General features: G+C 61.5%; 21 protein-coding genes. 3 read left to right on the top strand and 18 right to left on the bottom strand.

Annotation, left to right across the window (positions count from 1 at the left end):
• Positions 1-10: 10 nt before the first annotated feature.
• The 18 genes from AC0IYS_RS02285 to rpmH form a co-directional block, all read right to left on the bottom strand.
• Positions 11-4,792, bottom strand: a complete 4,782-nt coding sequence (locus AC0IYS_RS02285) for a tape measure protein (RefSeq protein ID WP_471703657.1) — start codon at positions 4,790-4,792, stop codon at positions 11-13.
• Positions 4,782-5,018 carry a helix-turn-helix domain-containing protein gene (locus AC0IYS_RS02280; protein ID WP_471703656.1) on the bottom strand — a complete coding sequence of 79 codons (237 nt, stop codon included), beginning with the start codon at positions 5,016-5,018 and terminating at the stop codon, positions 4,782-4,784. Before AC0IYS_RS02280 ends, AC0IYS_RS02285 begins: the two co-directional genes overlap by 11 nt.
• Before the next feature lie 40 nt (positions 5,019-5,058).
• Entirely contained in the window at positions 5,059-5,340 is a 282-nt protein-coding gene (locus AC0IYS_RS02275; protein WP_471703655.1) for a hypothetical protein, read from the bottom strand.
• A 22-nt stretch (positions 5,341-5,362) separates the two neighbouring features.
• Positions 5,363-5,812 (bottom strand): hypothetical protein, encoded by a 450-nt coding sequence (locus tag AC0IYS_RS02270; protein WP_471703654.1) that lies wholly within the window; start codon positions 5,810-5,812, stop codon positions 5,363-5,365.
• Between the two features lie 7 nt (positions 5,813-5,819).
• Entirely contained in the window at positions 5,820-6,077 is a 258-nt protein-coding gene (locus tag AC0IYS_RS02265; RefSeq protein ID WP_471703653.1) for a hypothetical protein, read from the bottom strand.
• Between the two features lie 86 nt (positions 6,078-6,163).
• On the bottom strand, positions 6,164-6,505 hold the full coding sequence (locus AC0IYS_RS02260) for an HK97 gp10 family phage protein (RefSeq protein WP_471703652.1): 342 nt from the start codon (positions 6,503-6,505) through the stop codon (positions 6,164-6,166).
• Positions 6,506-6,677: 172 nt separating this feature from the next.
• Positions 6,678-7,304, bottom strand: coding sequence for a DUF6651 domain-containing protein (locus AC0IYS_RS02255; RefSeq protein ID WP_471703651.1), 627 nt, complete (start codon positions 7,302-7,304; stop codon positions 6,678-6,680).
• 75 nt (positions 7,305-7,379) lie between these two features.
• Positions 7,380-9,134, bottom strand: coding sequence for a plasmid recombination protein (locus tag AC0IYS_RS02250; protein WP_471703650.1), 1,755 nt, complete (start codon positions 9,132-9,134; stop codon positions 7,380-7,382).
• A gap of 109 nt (positions 9,135-9,243) precedes the next feature.
• Positions 9,244-9,669 (bottom strand): helix-turn-helix domain-containing protein, encoded by a 426-nt coding sequence (locus tag AC0IYS_RS02245; protein ID WP_471703649.1) that lies wholly within the window; start codon positions 9,667-9,669, stop codon positions 9,244-9,246.
• Positions 9,666-9,893 carry a helix-turn-helix transcriptional regulator gene (locus AC0IYS_RS02240; protein WP_471703648.1) on the bottom strand — a complete coding sequence of 76 codons (228 nt, stop codon included), beginning with the start codon at positions 9,891-9,893 and terminating at the stop codon, positions 9,666-9,668. The genes AC0IYS_RS02245 and AC0IYS_RS02240 overlap by 4 nt, the downstream gene beginning before the upstream one ends.
• On the bottom strand, positions 9,890-10,108 hold the full coding sequence (locus AC0IYS_RS02235) for a helix-turn-helix domain-containing protein (protein WP_471703647.1): 219 nt from the start codon (positions 10,106-10,108) through the stop codon (positions 9,890-9,892). Before AC0IYS_RS02235 ends, AC0IYS_RS02240 begins: the two co-directional genes overlap by 4 nt.
• A gap of 143 nt (positions 10,109-10,251) precedes the next feature.
• A complete protein-coding gene (locus AC0IYS_RS02230) occupies positions 10,252-11,118 on the bottom strand; it encodes a hypothetical protein (RefSeq protein ID WP_471703646.1) in 867 nt (288 codons plus the stop codon).
• Positions 11,119-11,246: 128 nt separating this feature from the next.
• Positions 11,247-12,479 (bottom strand): tyrosine-type recombinase/integrase, encoded by a 1,233-nt coding sequence (locus AC0IYS_RS02225; RefSeq protein ID WP_471703645.1) that lies wholly within the window; start codon positions 12,477-12,479, stop codon positions 11,247-11,249.
• Positions 12,480-12,644: 165 nt separating this feature from the next.
• On the bottom strand, positions 12,645-14,024 hold the full coding sequence (gene mnmE / locus AC0IYS_RS02220) for a tRNA uridine-5-carboxymethylaminomethyl(34) synthesis GTPase MnmE (protein WP_471703644.1): 1,380 nt from the start codon (positions 14,022-14,024) through the stop codon (positions 12,645-12,647).
• Between the two features lie 72 nt (positions 14,025-14,096).
• On the bottom strand, positions 14,097-15,794 hold the full coding sequence (gene yidC / locus AC0IYS_RS02215) for a membrane protein insertase YidC (RefSeq protein WP_471703643.1): 1,698 nt from the start codon (positions 15,792-15,794) through the stop codon (positions 14,097-14,099).
• A gap of 11 nt (positions 15,795-15,805) precedes the next feature.
• Positions 15,806-16,078, bottom strand: coding sequence for a membrane protein insertion efficiency factor YidD (yidD, locus tag AC0IYS_RS02210; protein WP_315222741.1), 273 nt, complete (start codon positions 16,076-16,078; stop codon positions 15,806-15,808).
• Positions 16,075-16,482 (bottom strand): ribonuclease P protein component, encoded by a 408-nt coding sequence (rnpA, locus tag AC0IYS_RS02205; protein WP_471703642.1) that lies wholly within the window; start codon positions 16,480-16,482, stop codon positions 16,075-16,077. Before rnpA ends, yidD begins: the two co-directional genes overlap by 4 nt.
• 126 nt (positions 16,483-16,608) lie before the next feature.
• Positions 16,609-16,743 (bottom strand): 50S ribosomal protein L34, encoded by a 135-nt coding sequence (gene rpmH / locus AC0IYS_RS02200; RefSeq protein WP_010401996.1) that lies wholly within the window; start codon positions 16,741-16,743, stop codon positions 16,609-16,611.
• Positions 16,744-17,136: 393 nt separating this feature from the next.
• Between rpmH and dnaA the strand changes: the two genes are divergently transcribed.
• The 3 genes from dnaA to gyrB all read left to right on the top strand — a co-directional run bounded on the left by dnaA (position 17,137) and on the right by gyrB (position 22,450).
• Positions 17,137-18,534: a chromosomal replication initiator protein DnaA gene (dnaA, locus tag AC0IYS_RS02195; protein ID WP_463453152.1), complete on the top strand. Its 1,398-nt coding sequence runs from the start codon at positions 17,137-17,139 to the stop codon at positions 18,532-18,534.
• A 96-nt stretch (positions 18,535-18,630) separates the two neighbouring features.
• Complete coding sequence (dnaN, locus tag AC0IYS_RS02190; protein WP_471703641.1) at positions 18,631-19,737, top strand: DNA polymerase III subunit beta; 1,107 nt, start codon at positions 18,631-18,633, stop codon at positions 19,735-19,737.
• A 211-nt stretch (positions 19,738-19,948) separates the two neighbouring features.
• On the top strand, positions 19,949-22,450 hold the full coding sequence (gyrB, locus tag AC0IYS_RS02185; RefSeq protein WP_471703640.1) for a DNA topoisomerase (ATP-hydrolyzing) subunit B: 2,502 nt from the start codon (positions 19,949-19,951) through the stop codon (positions 22,448-22,450).
• Positions 22,451-22,893 lie beyond the last annotated feature (443 nt).

Genomic DNA, 22,893 nt, shown 5'->3' with positions numbered 1-22,893 from the left:
CAAGCCACTATCATGCAGTTGCCTCCTTTCTCGCCATCACGCGTTTGTTGTCGTCGAGCTTATTGGCCACGGCGTCCAGCTTTTCCAGGACCGCAACGCCGACGGCGCCGCGCTGGGTTTTGTCAGCCCCGAGGCTGGCGTCCAGCTTGTCGATGAGCTCGCGGAGCAGCTCGTTCGTCTGCTCGGCAGCAGCGTCACCATCCCGCACAGCCGCAGCGGTCTGCACGCGTTCGCCACGGTGTAACTCGGCGCGGTAGCCATCGAACGGCACGAAGTCCAAGCCGTCCTTGTGTGAGCCGTTCATCCCGGCCCAGCCGCCGCTGGCTACGAAGTTTTTCCAGAAGTCGGCGATTGCCGCCGCCTCTTGGTCTTTCTTCATAGCCATTGCCGAGTTGAGCGCAAGCACCGCAGCAAAGTCTTTGGCGTAGCCGGCGCTGCCGCCGAACCATCCCTTCGACGCGTCGAGGAATGTTTTCTCAGCAGCGGCGATGTTGGTAGGATCGGCGGTTTCGAACTGACGCTTCGCCTCGAGGTACTTCTGCTCAGGATTGAGCGTCGAGGAATCTCCGACCAGTAGCGCGTCGTTCAGCGCGCGGAAGGCTTTGGCGGCCTCCTTCGCCTTGGTCATGCTGTCGCCCAGCGCATTGCCGAAGCTCGACATCGTGGCCCGAGCAGCCTCCTGGGCCTTGACGATCGCAGCAGCAGCGGCTACCTGCGCCTCTTCTGCGGCTTTGGCTGCTGCGGCCTGCGCGACCTGCGCATCCTTCGCCGCCTGCGCCGCGATCACCTGGTCGTACAGCGCCAGGTTGTGACCATCGATCGCCGCGCGCGCCTTATCCGCCAACTGGGCCTGCGTCATCGTCAGATCGTCGAGCTTGTCCTGCAAGTCCTTGCGCTCGTCCGCAATCCCCTGCTCCGATTTGGTCAGGTCGACCGTGGCAGCGTGGGTTTTCGCGAACGCTTCGGACAAGGCCAGCAGCGCGGCATACTGCTCTTGGCTGCGCGTAGTGATGTCGCCGGAAACAAGAAGCGCTCCGGATTTCGTCAGCCCCAGGACGTAGTCCTTGAACTTGTCACGGGTGTCCAGGGATTGCAAGCCCATGGCCGCGAGCTGGTCGGTGACGTACTTTTGCACCGGTGCCAGGCGCTCAGCTTCGCTCAGGAAGTTGTCGTTGAACGACTCGGTGCGGGAGGTCAGCGCGTCGAGCCCGCCGGTCAACTTGATCAGGTTCTCGCGGGCTGCGATACTCGAAAGACCGACCGCGCCAAAACTCACGCCAGACGACTCCATGATGGAATCGAGGGTCGCGTAGTTGGTGGCGATGCGGGTCAGGGTTTCGAGGTAGCCTTCTCCGACCTGCTGGAACTGGGTCAGCTCCGGCGCGGCGAGTTTGGCGATATCGTCGCCGACCTTGCTGAATACCGCTTGGAGCTGCTCCTCGATCTCTTCGCCGGTCAGGCCTTTGAAGCTGATCTCGTCGATGCCGAGCGCCATCCCGTTGATTTTCTCAACGATGCCGTCGGTGCTCACGCCCAGCAATTTCACAGCTTCAACCGCGCCATCGCGCATCGAGCCGACCAACAACCCGAACTGTTTCTTCAGGTCGTCGTCCAGCTGGATAACGTCACGGCTCGTTTTGCTGCTGGAGCCAATCCCGAAGAAGCCGCTCTTTTTCTTCAGGATGTCGGCGTAGCCAGTGGCATCCACGCCGGAAGCGATGGCGCTGCCGATGGTCTGGCTGCCATTGAGCTTGATGCCCGAGTCCTGAATCGTGGTGCTGCTGGCTCCGATGCCCAGCACGCCGGACGAACTGCCCACTCCGTATTTCTTCTCGTCGAGCGCGGTGGCGCGGAGGCCTGCGGTTTGCGAAGCCATCGCCGCAACGACGCCGATCGTGTCTCGGATCTTCACGAGGGCAGACAGCATGTCGCGGGTGTGGCTCAGCTCGACCGATGCGTATTTCTCCAAGTTCTCGATCGAGCGGCCGATGGAGTCCGATTTGGCTGATTCATTACCCAAGACGGAGCCGGTGCCGGCTTTCTCTTGGCGATCCTTCGCGACATCAAAGCCACCACCGCCGCCACCGCCCATCACTTTCGCGCCCAGCGCCAGGACTGCCGCCAGGGTGACAGCCCCGGCCGCCAGGTTCAGCGGGAACGGGAGAGACGCCATCGCCTTAACCACCGCGGTGATGCCCCAGGCGCTTGCCTCGGTCCCAGCCAGCGCCACGGAGGCGCCGGTCGCGGTCGCCTCGCCGGTGATCTTCGTGGCGTTCAGGGCCACGTTTGCAGCGACCTCACCCTCTTTGAAGAAAATTTTCTTGACCATCGATTCCAGGGCCATTGCCATCTCATAGGCGCGGAAGGCCTTCTCGGTGGTTTGAAGCATCTTGTAACCGGCCGTATTTTCCTTGAAGAAGCCCTTTGCGGCGCCGGCCATGTCGCCGTAGGATTTGATTTGCGCTTGGGCCGAAGCCTTCGACGCCGTGATTTCAGCCTGCGCGATCTTTTGTGCGCTGCTCTTGGGATCAGCCTTGACGGCGGCCAGCTGCGCGGCGATTGCCTGCTGCTGGACGGCGTAGCCGCTCAGCGCTGTCGTCAGACCGCCGATGGCCGAGCCAACGCGACCGAACGAGTCAGCCATGCCCTGCGCTGCGGATTTAGCAGCGTTGTCGACGGCAACCAGTATGTCGAGCAGTTCCTTCGCTTGGGTGACGCTGGAGCCTGTGTCCAGGCCGCCCAGTGTGGTCGTGGTGGCAGCCCTCTCCTTTTGTAGAGCGATCATTCGCTCCAGGTGCTTGACCTCAGCCTCGTCGAGGTCGAGATCCTGCGGGCCGCGCCGTGCAAGCCGCTCTTGCATCCGGGCCAGCGTCAGCGCTTCGATTGCGGCTTTGGACAGGCCGTACGTTGCGATAGCGTCGTTGTTGGCCTTGACCTCTGCCGCGATGGCCGCATATTCAGCAGTGCGGCTGTCGGTCAGCATTTGGGTGGCGTCTGCGACTGATTTGCGTGCGACCTCGCTTGCGGCGAATGCCTTGGTTTCAATGTCGAGCGCCAGGGCGGCCTCCATGATCTGCATCCGCAACTCAGCGGTCGGCGCCTTGGCGGCGGCGCGCGCGGCGGTCATCATCTTCACTTGGTCAGCCGTCAAGCCGACCTCGGAAGCTTCGTTCTTCAACCCGCTGATGAACTCGTTCGCCGCCTTGATCGACGCCGCGTACTCTGCCGCCGCCTTCTTGGCCGCTTCGGCGGACTGCGCTGCAGCGGCCTTCTTCACGGCCTCGCCGGCGAGCCGGTCGCCCGTTTCTTTTTTCACAGCTTGGGATACGCGATCCTCTACGAGCGCCTGATTCACGCGGGCAGTCGTTTCGTCCTGAATATTCTTAATGGTCGCATTGTGGCCGGCGGTGATGAGCGCCGTCCCGCGAGCGAAATCTGTTTGCGAGCCTGCCGCATCTCGGAGGCCTTCGGCGTACTTGGCGATTGCGTCGCCCGTGTCCGTGGCGCCCACCATGTTGAGCCCCTTGGCGGTCGAGCTCAGGAAGTCGGCGAAGGTGTTCTTCATGGCGCCGATCGACGTGTTGAAGGCGAACTTCACCGCCTCCCAGGACATGACCGCGCCGTAGCGGATGTTTTCCCACCCCTCGATGATCGCCCCGGCGAAGACCTCGCCCGCCACGCGCGCCTGCACAAACTGCGCGTCGATGTATTTGCCGATCTCCCAGCCGGCAAAGGCCGCGAACAGCAGGGTGGCGGCCACTTGCAATTTGGTCAGCGTGCCGGCGGCCAGCTGCGCGGCGACGGAGGTGCCGTACAGCGCAGTGTTTAGGGCCTGGGTCGCAGTAGCAGCGCCGAGCAGTCGCGCCGTGCCAGTGCCGACGATGCCGTACAAGACAGCCAGCGCCGTCGACGCGGCCGTAATCGCAACAGGCGCCGCGACGAAGATCGCGAAGTAGGCGGCGGCAATTTTGGCCCCGACCTTCAGCCCCTCGATCATCGGGCCGCCCTCTTTCACCTGCGCTGTCATCTCCGCCAGTGCGGAACTCAGGCGCAGCACTGCCGCGTGCGCCGCTTCGCCGAAGCCGGCCTGTGAAATCGTCCGCTTGAGCGCCTCCCAGGCATCGCCCAGGTTGCTGATAGCCCCGTCCAGCGTCTTAGCCTGCAGCGCCATGCCGCCGCCGAACTTGGTTTCGCCCAGCTCGATCAGGTATTTCTCGATGGTAGCGGCGTTGTTGGCAATGTTGGTGGTCACGCCTTGGAACGTCAAGCTCACCTGGTCGCCATTCTGCTTTGCCTTGATGCCGAACTCCTTCAGGCGCTCAAACTCGCCGGTGGCGGCGTCGGCGACGGCTTCCACCATCTGGTTCAGGCTTTTGCTCATGGCCGAAGCGGTATTGCCGTACGAGTTTAGTGCGCGCTCGGACGGAGTCAAACCCAGGTTGCGCAGCTGGATAAAGGCCTTGGTGACCTCCTGCAAGCCGTACGGCGTCGATGCGGCAAAATCCTGGAGTGCCTCGAATGCCTTGGTGGCACCCTGCACGCTGCCGGTGGCCGTGATCAGGCTCGCATTCAATTTGTCGAAGGCGCGCTGCGATTCGAGAAGCGCGTTTGCGCCCTCCACGAGTTTGATTGTGGCGAACACACCGGCCAGCTTGCCCATCACTCCCGTGAGGGCTTCGCCCTGCTGCGACGCGCGCTGGCTGGCGCTGCCGACTCGATCCAGATTGCGCGCAGCCTCGCGCGCCTCCAGTGAATCGATCCGGATTGCAAGAGTGGCGATATCAACGGTCATGGGCGCATTCCTTCGGCAAGGCCGGCTCTTTGCACGATTCGATGTACGCGCGCACATCCTGAGGGTCGAACCGCAGAGAGCGGCCAATCCGGACGCTCGACAGTGGCAGGCCGTGGACGGTGGCCGGCGCCACGTCGAGGAAAGCCCCGACCTCCGCCAGTTTCAGCAGGGTGCCGGTGGCCATCTTGAACGCGGCCGAAGCCGCAGGGTCAGTATTTGGTTGCATGGGACAATAGGGAAATTTCGAATGTCCCATTACATCGCACCTACGTCTCATTTTCTGGCGGCCGTTGAGACAGATTCAATGCCATCTCGATGATCCGGTACGCCTGCCCGCGCGATACCCCGAACAGCGCCATAAGGCGGTCGCGCACCGTCGGCCTGGACACCCTGCGACCCAGCAACTCAGCAGCGAAGCCGACGCGCTGCTCGCGCTTCGCCGACCACAAGCCGTGGACGACGCCGACCTGGCGCACCGACTCACGAAACTTTCGCTTCGTGGCAGGGTCCGCGTCGACCCTCTCCAGGGCCGCCAGGATCTCGGACATCAGGGCGCTGCTAGACGTCAAGTCAGCCTCGCGCTTCCGTGGACGGAGCCGCCGGTGCCGGCGTCGGTGGAAGCGTGCTGACAATCCTATTTTGCGCACCTACGAAGCAGTCCAGCATCCCGTGCGCCGGATACAACGGCGCGCCCGCCTCTGCCGCCCGGTGGGATCGCATCAGCAGATCATTCATTTTCCAAGATGGGATAGCGTCGCAAGCACGCTGCGCCAGCCCCAGGCCTACGATGCTCAGGCGATCGGTGCGCATCAGCCGGCCGAGCCGATCGGTTTGCTGTACGCCCGCCTTCCGCGCTGCGGCGAGCACCCCATCCATGAAGGCTTTTGCGTTCTGCACTTGGCACGGTTCGCCCACGTAGTCTTCGCTGTGGATGACGTTGGCCGCGATCAAAAACATCCCGGTCGGCGTGAGCAGCTCGGCCTCTTCGACCATCACGAATAAATCTCTTACCTTTTTCATATCTTCCTCAGCCCATTCGGGCGTTCGTTTCTGTGGTCGCGGTGATCAGCGATTCGTCGCACGTCAGGGTTTGCACAGGACAATCCAGGTCGATGACGTCGGCGATGTCCAGCTTGCCGCGCTGCCGGGCGCAAGCCTTGGCCAGCTGTCGGAGGGCAGCAAGTTCCTTGCGCTTGAGCTCGGTCAGCTGGCGCGCGGCATTGCCTTGCTGCGTGTATGCCGGTGAAAACACCGACAGGCCCTCGGCCTTCAGCAACTTGTCCAATCGGCGCTTCTCTGTGCCGACTGCTAAGCGCCGGGCGTGAGCGCTATGCCACAACAGGGCGGCGTTTATCAGTTCGCGGTCGCTACTCATGGCAATCCTCGGATGTACTGCTCGATGGCCGCCGGAATGTTCGCCAGCGTGGTGCGCACCATCCCGTAAGGCGCTTGCTGGCTGTGGCCGTATTCCAGCTTGCCCGCGTACGGGAGATTGTTCACGAGCCAGATTTCACCACCAGCTTTAGCGCCCGTGACCTGACCGGCGATCTTGGCGATGGTCGCGGCGCCCGACGGATCGAGGGCCGACACCGTGCCCTGCGGGAAGTACTTGCCGAAGACCCAGTTCGCCCTGAAGCGCCCAGTGTCCACGGGACTTTTCAGCACCACGCCCTGAGCCACCAGCACGGCGGCCTGCGCGACGGCCTTGTCCATATTCCCGTTCGCCCGGGTAATGAACCTCGATATATCCGCACTAAAATTTGCCATCTATCCCTCCATGCTTGAAATGGTCAGCAGGGCTGCAAATCGCGCCACAGCGACGCGATCCGGTCCGGCTGCTGTTGGGCCAGCCGAGCAGCGCGCGCCGCTCAGCGGGCCGTTTGGCTTAGTCGGCCACCTTGCCGCCACCAGTGACGTAATTGGCGCGCTGTTGCGGGTTTAAAGTATCAAAGGAGGCGCGGGTAATGCTGCCCGCTGGTGGCGCCGATGGGGCTGGCGCCGGCGTGACGCCGCTTGCGACATCGCCAATTCGGCCGCCCGCGTTCATGAACCTGCCACGACCCGCAGGCGGCATAGCATCAAACTCCGCTCTCGTGATAATCACGCCGCTCTGCCCCTGTTGGCCTGGTGCTTGACTCGATGCCGGCACCGGCGTGCCGGGCTCCCTCATGATCATGTCTTTGTTTTTGTAGCGGTCGATGAGCTGGCCCAGCGCCTCATCAAACGTCGCCACTTCGCCGGGGCGGGTGCTGGAATACTCCTTGATGCCGTGCTGGTCCAACGCCACGAACTTACCGCCCTGGATATCGAAATGACTGCCGAATGACGCGGCAATGATGTCAGCCGGGAGCTTCAAGCGCGACATGACAGGCGACGCCTCGAAATGCTTGCTCAGTGCCAGCTTGAAAGCGGCGGCGCCGTCGATCTCCCGCTCGGTGCCGTTGTCCATGACGTAGACCGGCGCGCCGTTGCGGACGACGGCCGAGCCGTCTTTGTTCAGTTTCAATTTCATATGTTTCTTTCTATCAAGTTGTCCGAAGTGTGAATATCCCACTTCGCTCCCGGTTGCCGCCGGGCCGGCTGGTGGTCATAGGTGGCGCTGGCAGGGGCCTTGCGGCGGGCCGGTGGCCTGCACGAACTCGCCCAGGTCAGCACACCACGCCTCCGCCGGCTGCTCGTCGTCGCGCTGGCGCTGGTAGTCGCCGGCGGTGCGGTGGTCGACCTGCTGAGTTTTGAGCAGGTTACGGCCAGCCGTGGGGGTGTCTCCAAAACTGGGGACACCCTCCGCATAGGTCTGCCCAAAGTTGGGCGCGCCTGCAGGGGGTGGTGAAATGCCACCCCCTTTGGAGATGCATCCACTTTTGGACAAATCTTTGTGCGGACGCGATCCGTTCGCACAAGGCGCGCTTGTGGCGACGAATACCGTCGACACAAACTTTCTGGTAATCCTCCGGGCGGTGGTGCCGAGTTTCGGACGCGGCGTGCACGAAGGCTCGCAGGCATCGGCCTGGTGGTGGACCAGATCGACGTATTGCGTCGCGTTGGCCTGGCTGGTGGTCGGCGAGGAGATGCGCGCAAAACTGCTCACATCCAGCTGAGCCAAACTTTCGGCTGAGTATTCCTGTGCCAAATCACTCGGAATTTGGGTGGAATGGCTGATCGGGTCGTTGGCGCCGGCCTGGTGGTGGACGTCGACGGGTGCGGGGGTGTCCAGCTGGTGGACGGCCTGGGGGATGTCAATGATTTTTTGGAGACCCGTGGGAGTGTCGGAAATTTTGCGGACACCCCCCTCCGTCAAACTGATGGTCTGGACGTGGCCGTCAGGTGCTGGCTGGTCGGGCCTCCGTAACTTTGCGGAGGGGGTCTCCTCAACTTTCAGGAGCCCCCCTACCGCGACCTCGTCGGCGGCCGGTGCTGAGGTACGCAAAGAATTTTGCATACCCTGGGCGGGCTGGTGCGACTGTTCATGGGCTGGATTTGGGGGCGGGGCGATTCCCTCCCCGACACAGGTATCGGGAAGCGACACCGTCGGCGCGGACTGAACCGCTTTCCCTATATGGCGATAGTCGGCTTCCCCTATATGGCTGCGTTTCTCCGCTTTGCATGGCGATATCATCATGCTGACGAAATCCTTGGCCGGCGTCTGGGTCGTCGGCATGGCGATGCCGAGCGCCAGGAGCAGCGGCGCCGGGTCTTTCGCATGTGGGGCCAGCAGCACGTCGATGATGTCGTCGTTAAGCGCTGCGTTCGCCTGAAGCGACCGGCGGGCCAGATCCATCGCCGCCGTGCGCACCGGGGCACTGAGGCGCTTCTGCGGCACGTACTTGGGGAGGCCGTGCGGCGCGCCCACCGCCTCGTGGAAGCTCGTTTGCATCGCCGCCAGCTTAGCCTTGCCGCCGTGCAGGTCGGAGCCGCCCATGCGACCGTCAACCAGCGGCAACAGCAGCGCGTGGGCGTGGGGAGAGCCTTCGTCAGCGTGCTGCACGCACGACAGCACCGGCACGCCGAAATATTGCTCGGCCCATTTGGTGGCCTGTTCAAAGTATTGGCGCGGGTCGACGGCGGTTGTCGCCGGCAAGGTGAACAGCAGTTCCAGGCCCATCACCGCGCCCTTGCGGCACTTCGTCACGCCGGCGGCCTCCATCAGCGACTTGGCCAGATCGGCCACGCCGGCGGACGTAGCGGGGCCGCGCAAGACGACATTGTCCTTGATGCGCGCAGCGTCGATGTGGCCGCCGGCGCCGAGCTCGGCCGCAAGTTCGCGCAGCAGGTGCTTGGCGGCGACGCGGATGATGGACGGGCCGTACAGGCGCTCGATGTTGAGGGCGAAGCCGGCCTTCATGCGCAACCCCGAACCGTGCTGGCCAGCAGCACCAGCAGGGCGAACAGGCCCGGCGGTGGCGGTGGCAACGGGCGCAGAGTGGCGGCGCGCAGGCGGAGTGTGATCAACATCATTCGCCAAGGTCCAATTGACCTTGCGGATCGGGCTGCCGTCCCATGAGCGTGTAGCGCGCGATCCCGTTGTGGATCAGGCCATCAACACCTATGATGCTTTCTTTAGGGACGGCGATATGCCAGCCGGCGCCCTCAAGCTCCTGAATGCGCGTGGCGATCCGGTAATATCCGCAGCCCTCCGCCTCTTTGGTATTGATACCGCGCGCGCCCAAATACTGCAGCACACCAATCAGCGTCTCACGCTGACTGTGGCCGCTAGTATCGCGCAGTGCCAAGCCAGCGCGTTGTAGCTCTCGGCGCAATTTGCTGATAGCATGAGTACCGCAGTTGATTATTTTGGCTTTATGCTTTTTGGAAGGCGCGTTCTCTTCGCGGGGTGCTGCGCCTTTCGTCTTTTTGGGCTTCCGGGACGGATGCATCATGCCGCACCTCCTGCCGCGCGGTAGCCGATCGGATCAGCCAGCCACCGATGCACCTCGGCATTCGGGTACATGCTGCAGCGCTCGCTCAGCCGAACAGGTGCCGGCGCGCGGCCGGCATTGACCAGCTGGCGCCATTTTTCGCGGGATACGGGGATGATGTGTTGCAGCTGGAGCCAGCGGGACATGCCGACCAGCGGCAAGGATGCCGATGCGGCGGCGCTCATTGCTGGCCACCGTTCAACAGGGCGACAATGGCTTCAGTCGGCCAAGCCAGGCGGCGATTGATCCGGACAGGTTGGAGTGGTCCGCTGTTGGTGAACGCCCACTTGTTGAGAGTAGCGGGCTTTCTGTTGAGCGCCACCGCTGCCTGCGCGGTGGTCAGCATCGCAGGTAGATCAGTTTGCCCCGACAGGTTGCGTGCGGCTGTAGTGTGCGACATTTGGCAGTACCTCATGTGATTGGGTACTACTCATTGTTATGGTCTGATCAGTCTGGTGCTAATGGTTTATCCGGATTGTTTTTCTCGCTAAAAGGAGCACGCTACACCCAGCGCGTCCCGCCAATGCTGCCCCTCGGCCTTTTTTAGGTGGTCTGTTTTAGTGGTCTACTTTCCTGTCTTCGTGTCTTTGGATCAGTCCAACCCTTCAATCCATTGCTGAGTAACCACGATTTCGACGCCCAGCCGTGAGTCGTCGTCAAAAGCTGTTCATTTTTTTTACGGATCGAATCTGTCTGCAACTGCGTGCATACCGCATTTAACGAGAACTTGGCTTTGTCGCCACGCTGCTCTTCTGCTATTTGATCTGCGAGAGCAATGAGTTGTTCGCGCAAATCTTTTGAAGCGACCGGAGGGGGTTCGGTCGGCTTTGGCTGGTGCACTGCCTTCCTGAAATTGGACTGTTGAGCCCCTCCACCAGAAGAGCCGGAGGCCCGCATCAGATTTCCGATCTGTGTGTTCTTGGTAATGTAATAGATGTTGCTCGCCACGGAATATAGATGCTTGAGTTCGTGCAAAGCACCTTTGACAGTTCCATCTGCCACATGGATGGACGCCCCGGTCGGCCCGATCACAAAACGACAACCCTCGCTTTCAAGGGCACTGCGCAATTCCGCGCCGTCGGCACCAGCCGCTAGGATCGATGCAATTGCTGTGGCTACGGCATCGTCTGGCGCAGCGGAGAATACCTCGGCAGGACTCGGTGCCAACGCACCTAATTCGACGGGGATGTTCCAGCCGACGGACTGGGCCCACTTTGCTAACGCTGTCAAGGATAGCCTCACACTCCGGCCAAGGGCGCGTTGAATCAGGAACAGGCGGTCGGCATATTGCGGCGCTGTCGCCACTCGGTTCGCGCGCGGCTCGAGGTTGAGGGTCAGGGCGACGGCTTCCCGAGCATCAACGTCAGGGACGTGCTTCCACACTCCCCAGTCTGGAGTAATCTTGTTCATCTCACACACCCCTTCAAGGTGCTATCTTCAGGAATCGGGGCACCAGCCAGGCGGTGAAGAGCCGCTTTTCGGGAGCTAACCTAGGCTGGTGCTTTAAACTTTTGCTGGCACTGTGGGCGCGGCGCCGGCTATGCGGCCTGGCCGAACCGCCCAATGACCACCTTCGCGCCCTCCGCTATCTGCGCATCTACGAAGGTGGCCCACAGCTGCAAAATCTTCCGGCGCTCGTCCGCGTACTCGGCACGGTTGTACACGCCTTTTATTCCTCGGATCTGGTGGGCCAGTGCCTTCTCAATCGCGTCCGACGACAGTCCCATCTCGTGCAAGTGCGTCGACGCGGTGCGGCGAAAATCATGGATGACGAAGTGCTGCAAGTCGGACTTCATCGCGCGCACGGCCTGGTTCAGCGTCGATTTAGCAATCGGCCGATCCTCGTAGCCGCGCCGCATCGGGAAGAGGAAGCGCTGGCTGTGCGACATCGCCTGCAGCTCGCGGACCATCTCGACCGCTTGGACGGATAGATAAACCCAATGCTCGTTGTCCTTTTTCATGCGCGTGGAGGGAATGCGCCACACGCCGGCGTCGAGGTCGAACTCACTCCATTCAGCCTCAATCAATTCGGACTTGCGCACCATGGTGATCACCAGCAGGTGCAGCGCCAATTTATAGGCCCGGCTCATGTTCGAGGCGTAGATAGCGCGCAGCAGGCGGCCGATCTCATCCGGCGCCAGCACGCGGGTGCGGCTCTGCGGCGTAGCGATGAAGCGGGCGACCAACTGCTGAGCGGGATTGATGGCCACCGCCTGCCGGGAGATGGCGTATTCGTACATGCGCTTGACGACGTTGCGGGTGAACAGCGCCATCTGCGGGGCGCCACGCCCCTTGACCTTGTCGCAAATGGCCAGCACGTCGCCTGCATTGACGTCGGCCAGCGGCTTGGCGCCGATCGCTGGAAAGATGTCCTTGTCCAGCGCGCGGCGCGTCACAGTGCTGTACGACTTGGATTTATTGGCGATCTCCGATTCAAACCACATATCCGCGAAAGCACGGACAGAATCAAGCGCTTTGGTGGCACCGCGGTCTTTTTTTGCGTCGGCGATCGGCGAGACGCCGCCGGCCACCGTCTCGGCATACTTGCGCGCCCGCTCCCGAGCATCCTGCAGGCTGATCGACGGGTACTCTCCTATCGTCACCAGCGGCTGCTGCTTGCCGTGCAATGAGTAGCGATAGCGCCAGATCTTGGCACCAGACGTCATGATCTCCAGCGCTAAGCCACCGCCGTCGGCGACCAGATAGCGATTCGCCCTTGGCTTCAGGGCCTTGATGCGCTTGTCGTTCAGGGGTACGGCTGCTTTAGGCATGATAAGTACACAGCTTTCGGTGCATGAGGGGTTGTGTACTGAAGTGTGTACTTAAAAAGTCTTGGTGTCAATTGGCGTTCGTTGGCAAACTTTGCATATAACCCGTTGATTTTTATGGGATAGTGAACGTGAATTTGGCAAACTTTGACATCGCTTGCCGACTACTCATTTTCCGATACAGAACCGGCTGAAGATAACGCCCAGCAAATCATCCGACGAGAACGCGCCCGTGATGCTCGACAGCTGCGCTTGCGCCAGGCGCAACTCTTCCGCGAACAAATCCAGCGACTGATCGTTTTGCGCCGCGTGCTCCCCTGCCCGCTCCAGATGCGCGCCGGCGTTCTTCAGCGCGATCAGGTGCCGTTCACGCGCAAGGTACAGCGACTCGCCCGTCTGCTGCCAGCCGGCGATGCGCAACAGTTCCTTGCGCAGCAGGTCGATGCCGATGTTCTCGTGCGCCGACAGATACACGTGCGTGGCGTCCGGCATCGTATCCACGCTCGGCTTGTGGCCCGACAGATCGATCTTGTTCCAGATGCGCAGCACCGGTACGCCGGACGGGAAGGCGGCGACGATGTTTTCATCCGCGCGCGACGGGCCGTGGTCGGCGTCCAGCAGGTGCAGAATCACGTCGGCCTTGCCGACCTCGCCCCAGGTGCGCTCGATGCCGATGCGCTCGACCACATCCACCGTCTCGTCCGCATGGCGGATGCCGGCCGTGTCGATGATATTCAGTGGGATGCCTTCGATCTGGATCGTTTCGGTGACCTTGTCGCGCGTGGTGCCGGCAATTGGCGTGACGATGGCGACATCGGAACCGGCCAGCGAATTGAGCAGCGACGATTTGCCAACGTTCGGCTGGCCAACCAGCACCACGCTCAGCCCCTCGCGCAACAGCGCGCCCTGCGCCGCCTGCTTGAACACCTGGTCCAGCGCGCTGACGATACCCGCCAACTGCCCACGCGCATCCGATTTCTCCAGGAAGTCGATCTCCTCCTCCGGGAAATCCAGGGTCGCCTCGACCAGCATGCGCAACCCGGTCACGCCTTCAACCAGCTTGTTGACCGTCTTCGAAAACACCCCCGACAACGATTGCGACGCCGACTTGGCCGCCGCCTCGGTCGACGCGTCGATCAGATCGGCCACCGCCTCCGCTTGCGCCAGGTCGAGCTTGTCGTTCAGATACGCGCGGCGCGTGAATTCGCCCGGCTCGGCCAGCCGCAAACCCAGCTCGGCGCCAGCTTCCAGCACGCGCGCCAGCAGCAGTTGCAGCACGATCGGTCCGCCATGCCCCTGCAACTCCAGCACATCCTCACCTGTGTACGAGTTCGGCCCCTTGAACCAGATGGCGATGCCTTGGTCGATGATGGCGCCGTCGGCCTGCGTGAACGGAATGTAGGTGGCGTGGCGCGGCTTCAACGCGGTGGCGCCGAACAGCGCGGCGATCAGCGGTTGCAAGTTCTTGCCGGAGGCGCGCACGACGCCGATGCCGCCGCGTCCTGGTGCGGTGGCGATGGCGGCGATGGGGGAGGAGTCGATATTCATGAGCTAATTGTAGAGGATATAAAAAAAGCCCGCGATCAACACGGGCTTCCTGGCAACACTAACGGCTAAGGTTTACGCCTTGGCCGGTTCCGGCGTCGCAAATTTTTTGGTGATCACATACTGCTGGCAAATCGACAGCACGTTGTTGACCACCCAGTACAGCACCAGGCCGGACGGGAAGAAGAAGAACATGACCGAGAACGCCAGCGGCATGAACAGCATGATCTTCGCTTGCATCGGGTCGGCTGGCGCCGGGTTCAGCTTGGTGGTGATGTACATCGAGATCGCGTACAGCACCGGCAGGATGAACCATGGGTCCGGCGCGGCCAGGTTGGTGATCCAGCCGATCCATGGCGCGCCACGGATTTCAATCGCCGCCTGCAGCACCCAGTACAGGGCGATGAAAACCGGCATCTGCACCAGGATCGGCAGACAGCCGCCCAGCGGATTGATCTTCTCGGCCTTGTACAGTTCCATCGTGGCCTGATTCATCTTGGCCGGATCGCCTTTGTAGCGCTCGCGGATGGCCTGCATCTTCGGCGTGACCAGCTTGACCTTGGCCATGCTCTTGTAACCGGCGGCCGACAGCGGGAAGAACAGCAGCTTGATCAGGATGGTGAAGACGATGATGGTCCAGCCCCAGTTGCCCAGCACGCTGTGGATGTGGTCCATGACCCAGAAGATCGGCTTGGCGATCACCGCCAGCATGCCGTAGTCCTTGACCAGTTCCAGGCCAGGGGTGACTTTTTCCAGGATCTTCTCAACCTGCGGGCCCGAGTACAGGCGCGCGCTGTTGCTGACCGTGGCGCCCGGCGCCAGGGTGCCCAGCGGCTGGATGGTGCCGATCGCGTACTGGTTGGTCGTCACTTTCTTGGTGAAGATGGTGCGCGGGGTCTTGTCCTGCGGGATGAAGGCGGAGACGAAGAAGTGCTGCGAGATCGCGACCCAGCCGTTGTCGGCCTTGGTCGGATGCTCCTGGATCACGTCCTTGCCCGACTTGGCGGCGGACTCGGCGTCCTTCTCCAGGGTTTCGAACTTCAGCTTGTGGTACTTGTCGGCCGCCGTGTACAGGGTCGGGCCGGTGTAGCTGCTGTTGAAGAACGAGTCGCCGGCCGGCTTGTTGCCGTCGTGGACCAGCTGCATGTACAGCTCGGGCTTGACCGGCGCGGTGCCGACGTTGGTGACGTCGTGGCGCACATCGATGACGTAGTCGCCGCGCTTGAACGTGTAGGTCTTGGTCAGCTTGACGCCGCCCTGCTCCGAATCGAGCACCAGCTGGATCTGGTTCGAACCGTCGAGCACGCGCGGACCTGGACGGGCGACGAAGCCGGTCGTGTGGTTCGGCAGGCCGGCCGCGCCGATCAGGCCGGTCTGGCCCAGATAGGTTTTGCCGGTGGCGCTGTCGACGTCGAACAGCACCTGGTTCTTGTGGGTGTCGACGCCGTCTTTGTAGTTGAGCAGCTCAAGGCGGCGGATGGTGCCGCCCAGGGTGTCGATGTCGACCTTGAACAGGTCGGTCGTTACGGTGATGCGCTCACTCTTGAACGGCGCGTCGGCTGCGGGCGCGCCCGGCAATGCGGCGGCGCCGGCGGTCGTCGCTGTGGCGGCGGTCGGCAGTTCCGATTTCTTCGCCTCGGGCGCCTTGGCGGTTTGGGCCGGTGCCGGGGCGAACATGGAAGGCTGGCCGGTCGAGACCATCCAGTTGTTCCATAGAACTACCAGCGACACGGCAAACACGATCCACAGGATGGTACGTTTATTGATATCCATTAGGGTATTTATCAGGAGTGGTTGCAACCGCAAGCGGTCGTTGAAGAGGAATTCTTGGCATCCGGCGCATCCTTGGGAGGCACCGGATCGAAGCCGCCGTCGTTGAACGGATGGCAGCGGCACACGCGTTTGGCGGCCAGCCAGCTGCCCTTGCCCGCCCCATGCACCTGCAACGCTTCCAGCGCGTAATTCGAGCAGCTCGGATAGAAGCGGCAACGCGGCCCCAGCAGCGGACTGATGGTCAGCTGGTAGGCGCGCAGCAGGAAGCGGAGCACTTTGGTCATGACGCCGTAAGTGGAGGCGTGGCCACCGAAGGCAAGGCCGCCGTCGGCGCTGCCGCCGAAACTGACTGCGCGGGCGCGGAGGTCTGCGCCTGCGCCGCCTGACGGCCGGACAATTTGGCCTGCGCGGCGAACAGGCGTGCCAATTCCACCCGCAGCGCCCGCTTGAGCGCCGCAGTGGTGGCGGGACCGTCCTTGCTGTTGACCGGCTTGGCCAGGCGCACCACGCAATCGATGGCGGGCAGGCCGGTCACGCGGAACAGCTCGCGGGTGACGCGCTTGATCGTGTTGCGCGTGACGGCCCGGGGCGCAAAGCGCTTGGCCACCACGACGCCCAGCCGCGCATGCGGCAATTCGTTCAGACGGGTGTAGAGCACGAAATGCGCGCTTTTTTGCGTGGGGCGCAAACGAAAAACGGATGAAAATTCATCCGTTTTAACGATACGCCGAACGCGCGCGAAGTCGTGGGAACCTTCGCCTGTCGAGCCGCTTGAAATACAGCTTTCCACGCGATCAGCTAACAAGCAGGTGGCTTATACAGCCAGACGCTTGCGGCCTTTTGCGCGACGTGCGTTGAGCACATCACGGCCACCACGGGTAGCCATACGAGCGCGGAAGCCGTGGGTGCGTTTACGACGCACGACGGAAGGTTGGTAAGTACGTTTCATGTTGGTCTCGCTAAAAGCAGAAAAAAATACAAAATCGGGCCAGCGCCCGTCAATTTTTGGTGCCAATGACACTTCGCGCACCCATGCCAACGCTACCGGCACAGCTGGGTCCATCTCATCGCCCGCTAATCCACGCTTACTCCATATTGACGTTCAAGTGAATAAACACGGAATACGGGCGGGGAACCCTGAATTATCAGCATTTCGGCCCTGCTTGTCAACAACAGATCCGGATTGCCGGCGATTCCAGCTCAGCCGAAAGTACGAAAATAAGCGGCGTGCCTGTGGATAACTTTAGCGAGCGAGAGTAGAATAGCGCGTTACGTGTGGCGAACCCGCGGCGCAACAGCCGCGGTCCACACCCTCATCAGCAGTAGAGAATAGATAAGATTCATGGAAAATTTCTGGCAGACCTGCTCCGCACAGTTGGAGTTGGAACTGACGCCGCAACAATTTAGCGCGTGGATAAAACCGCTCATCCCACTCGATTACGAGGCGGGCAAGTTGCGTGTGGCCGCACCGAACCGCTTCAAGCTGGACTGGGTCAAGTCGCAGTTCGCCAGCCGCATCACTGCGCTGGCCAGCCAGTACTGGGAAGCGCCGACCGAAGTGCAGTTCGTGCTCGACCCGCGCCTGTCGATGCCGCGCAAGCCGGCCACCGTGGTGCCGGCGCCGGACTACAACGACGGCAACCCGAACAACCACCCGCGCAATTCCGATCCGGTGCCTTCGGTGCCCGAGCTGCCGGCCTCGGCCGCGCCGCGCCGCGAGCAGAGCCGCATCAACACCGATCTGACGTTCGACAGTTTCGTCACCGGTAAGGCCAACCAGCTGGCGCGCGCCGCCGCCATCCAGGTCGCCAACAACCCGGGCGTGTCGTACAACCCGCTGTTCTTCTACGGCGGCGTCGGCCTGGGTAAGACCCACTTGATCCACGCCATCGGCAACCAGGTCATGGCCGACCAGCCGGGCGCCAAGATTCGCTACATCCACGCCGAGCAGTACGTGCGCGACGTGGTGACGGCGTACCAGCGCAAGGGCTTCGACGACTTCAAGCATTACTATCACTCGCTCGACATGCTGCTGATCGATGATATTCAATTCTTCGGGGGCAAAAGCCGCACGCAGGAAGAGTTCTTCTACGCGTTTGAAGCGCTGATCGCCGCCAAGAAGCAGATCATCATCACCTCGGACACGTATCCGAAGGAAATCACCGGCATGGACGACCGCCTGATCTCGCGCTTCGACTCGGGCCTCACGGTCGCGATCGAACCGCCGGAGCTGGAAATGCGGGTCGCCATTCTGTTGAAGAAGGCCAAGCAGGAAGGCGTCACCTTCTCGGACGACGTCGCCTTCTTCGTCGCCAAGCACCTGCGCTCGAACGTGCGCGAGCTGGAAGGCGCGCTGCGCAAGATCCTGGCGTACTCGCGCTTCCACGGCAAGGACATCACGATCGACATCGTCAAGGAAGCGCTGAAGGACTTGCTGTCGGTGCAGAACCGCCAGATTTCCGTGGAAAACATCCAGAAGACCGTGGCCGACTTCTTCAACATCAAGGTCGCCGACATGTACTCCAAGCGCCGTCCGGCCAACATCGCCCGGCCGCGCCAGATCGCCATGTACCTGGCCAAGGAACTGACGCAAAAGAGCTTGCCGGAAATCGGCGAACTGTTCGGCGGACGCGACCACACGACCGTTTTGCATGCCGTGCGCAAGATCGCTTTGGACCGCACCAAGAACCCGGAATGCAACCACGAACTGCACGTGCTGGAACAAACGCTGAAGGGCTAGCGGGACGCTAGTTTTGCCATTATGATTGGTCGAACTGCAGAGCTGCACACAAGTTAATATTGAAATATCGTTAATCTTTACTACTGAGGATAATCTATGCAATTGGTCAAAACCACCCGAGATACCCTTCTCCGGCCACTGCAGATCGTGAGTGGTATTGTCGAGCGTCGGCACACTATGCCGATTCTGGCCAATATCCTCATCCGCAAAGACGGCGAAAACGTATCCTTCCTGTCCACCGACACCGAAGTGCAGATCACCACGAACGCCCAGATCGGCTCCGGCGCCGAAGTGGCCGGCACCACCGTCGCCGCCCGCAAGCTGCTCGACATCCTGCGCGCGCTGCCGGAATCGGGCGACGTCACGATGACCCTGCTGAACAAGCGCCTGACAGTGCAAACGGGCAAATCGCGCTTCGCGCTGCAAACCCTGGCCGCCGAGGAATTCCCGACCGTCCAGCAAGCCGACAGCTACAGCGCCAGCGTGACCCTGCCGCAAAAAACCCTGAAGCACCTGTTCAACATGGTGCACTTCTCGATGGCGCAGCAGGACATCCGCTACTACCTGAACGGCCTGCTGCTGGTCCTGGACGGCAACAACGTCATCGCCGTGGCCACCGACGGCCACCGCCTGGCGTTCTGCCAGGTGGAGACCGAGCAATCGTTCGAGCGCCAGGAAGTGATCATCCCGCGCAAGACCATCATCGAACTGCAGCGCCTGCTGGAAGAAAACGACGAGACCGTTCAACTGGACATCGCCGCCAACCAGGTCAAGCTCACCTTTGCCGACATCGAGCTGATCTCGAAGCTGGTCGAGGGCAAGTTCCCCGACTACACGCGCGTGATCCCGAAGGGCTACAAGAACGAATTCACGATCGGCCGCGATGAGCTGCTGCGTTCGCTGCAACGCGCCGCCATCATGACCAGCGACAAGTTCAAAGGCGTGCGCTGCATCATCACGCCGGGCAGCATGAAGATCAGCTCGACCAACGCCGACCAGGAAGAAGCGGTCGAGGAACTGGAGATCGACTACGGCGGCGACAGCGTCGACATCGGCTTCAACGTCACCTATTTGCTCGACGTGCTCAACAACCTCAAGTGCGACCAGATCAACGTCGCCCTGGGCGATTCGAACTCGTCGGCGCTGATCTCGATCCCGGATAACACCGATTTCAAGTACGTCGTTATGCCGATGCGGATCTAAGAGGTGGCGGATTACGCCTGACGGCTAATCCGCCCTACGTTTTTCCGGATCACGCCGCCGTACCAAGCCGCCAGATGTCGCAAGGCATGCGGGGAATACTCCGGCCGAGCTACCTCGGATCCACGTAGGGCGGATTAGCGCAAAGCGCGTAATCCGCCAAACCAGCAGGCCCCAATCAACACCAGCAACAGATAATCAGAGAAAGCAGTCCATGTCCGCCATCCCAGCAGAGAATCCAGCCCCAGTGGTACCGACCGAAGAATACGGCGCAGCATCGATCCAGATCCTCGAAGGTCTGGAAGCAGTACGCAAACGTCCCGGCATGTACATCGGCGACACCTCGGACGGCACGGGCCTGCACCACCTGGTGTTCGAAGTGCTGGACAACTCGATCGACGAATCGCTGGCCGGGCACTGCACGGAAATCCACGTCACCATCCACTCGGACAACTCGATCTCGATCACCGACAACGGCCGCGGCGTACCGACCGGCCTGAAGATGGACGACAAGCACGAGCCGAAGCGCTCGGCCGCCGAAATCGTCATGACCGAACTGCACGCCGGCGGCAAGTTCGACCAGAACTCGTACAAGGTCTCGGGCGGTTTGCACGGCGTGGGCGTATCGTGCGTCAACGCGCTGTCGAAGCTGCTCAAGCTGACCATCCGTCGCAACGGCAAAGTGCACTACATGGAATTCGTCCGCGGCGTGCCGCAAAACCGCGAACTGGAAATGGTGGACGGCGTGGCCGTCTCGCCGATCAAGGTCATCGGCGACACCGACAAGCGCGGCACCGACGTCCACTTCTGGGCCGACGAAACCATCTTCAACCACGTTGAATTCCACTACGAAATCCTGGCCAAGCGCATCCGCGAGCTGTCGTTCCTGAATAACGGCGTCAACATCAAGCTCACCGACCAACGCAGCGGCAAGGAAGAAATCTTCGCCTTCGAAGGCGGCACGCGCGGCTTCGTCGAATACATCAACAAAGCCAAGACGGTGCTGCACCCGACCGTGTTCCAGGCCACCGGCGAACGCATGTCGGACCAGAACACCAACATCTCGGTCGACGTCTCGATGCAATGGAACGACGCCTACAACGAACAGGTGCTGTGCTTCACCAACAACATCCCGCAGCGCGACGGCGGCACCCACCTGACCGGGCTGCGCGCGGCGATGACCCGCGTCATCAACAAATACATCGACGAGCAGGAATTCGCCAAGAAAGCCAAGGTAGAAATCACCGGCGACGACATGCGCGAAGGCCTGACCTGCGTGCTGTCGGTCAAGGTGCCCGAGCCGAAATTCTCGTCGCAGACCAAGGACAAGCTGGTGTCGTCCGAAGTGCGCGGCCCGGTCGAAGAGATCGTCGCCAAGACCCTGGCCGACTACCTGCAGGAAAAACCGAACGACGCCAAAATCATCTGCGGCAAGATCGTCGAAGCGGCGCGCGCGCGCGAAGCGGCCCGCAAGGCCCGCGACCTGACCCGCCGCAAAGGCATCATGGACGGCCTGGGCCTGTCGGCCAAGCTGGCCGACTGCCAGGAAAAAGACCCGGCCCTGTGCGAACTGTACATCGTCGAGGGTGACTCCGCAGGCGGCTCCGCCAAGCAGGGCCGCGACCGCAAGTTCCAGGCTATTTTACCGCTGCGCGGTAAGGTCTTGAACGTGGAAAAGGCGCGCTTTGAAAAGATGCTGTCGTCGGAGCAGATCACCACCCTGATCGCCACGCTCGGCACCTCGATCGGCCCGGACGAATTCAACGTCGAAAAGCTGCGCTACCACCGCATCATCATCATGACCGATGCGGACGTCGACGGCGCCCACATCCGCACGCTGCTGCTGACCCTGTTCTACCGCCAGATGCCGCAACTGGTCGAGCGCGGCCACATCTACATCGCGCAACCGCCGCTGTACAAGGTCAAGGCCGGCCGCGACGAGCGTTATCTGAAGGATGACGCCGAGGAAGCGACCTACATGATGAACGTCGCGCTCAACACCGCCGTGCTGACGCCGCGCGAGGGTGCGGACCCGATCGTCGGCGAACCGCTGGCCGAGCTGGTGCGTCAGTTCAACCTGGCCAACGTCATCATGATGCGCCTGACGCGCGTGATCGACCGCGCCGCGCTGACCGCCATCATGACCGGCGTGACGCTGGATCTGAGCACGCAGGAGCTGGCCGAGGTGTCGGCGGCCGCGCTGTCGAAGGAGATCAACGATATCGCCGTCAAGGTTACGGTGATTTCGGACGAGCTGTCGGAGAAGCACGCGCTGCGCATCGAGCGTATGCATCACGGTAACGTGAAGGTCAGCTCGATCGACGCCGACTTCGTGCAGGGCGCGGACTACAACGTGCTGGCCAGTGCGGCGGCCACGTTCAAAGGCTTGATCGGCGAAGGCGCGGTCGTCAGCCGTGGCGAAGGCGAGCGGACCAAGGAATCGGCCGTGGTCGACTTCCACCACGCGATGCAGTGGCTGCGCGACGAGGCGGAACGGGTGGTGTCGAAGCAGCGCTACAAAGGTCTGGGTGAGATGAATCCAGATCAGCTGTGGGAGACCACCATGGATCCAACCGTGCGGCGCTTGCTGAAGGTGCAGATCGAGGACGCGATTGCTGCGGATCAGATCTTCACGACGTTGATGGGGGATGATGTTGAGCCGCGTCGGGCTTTTATTGAGAATAATGCGCTGCGGGCCGGGAATATTGACGTTTGATTTTCGTAGGTTTTTAGGTACTACAAAATACATGAAATGAATCGCAATATATGACAGGATGGCGGCCCGAACTTAGGGCCGCTTTTTATTTAAGGTTACTTGCGGATTTAGGAAAAATTTAGGAATTCATTCATCCCCCTATAACTCAGCCTCCTCCCATTTGCCTATTAGGCAGATTCGCGGGAAATTGACCCGTATCGAGATTAACGATGAGGTTCGAAAGTGGATGTCGACCAAGTGCTACGTACTATTCTCCATCTTTCTTCCAAAGAGGAAGGACGAAGGATTGTCTCCCGCCAGCCCTCACGTCTCGATCGATAGGATCGAATTGATCAAAGTGGCTAAGGAAAATTTAGCTTGACGGACCCGCCCGCATCCTCTAGTCATCAATCTTGCCGTTTCGCCTATCGACGACGCTCCTAAATTCTGGACCGGCTGTCACA

Source organism: Duganella sp. AC237 (genome assembly GCF_979254035.1).
Note: the sequence above shows the minus strand (reverse complement) of the source record. Positions and strands in the feature narration are given on the sequence as shown.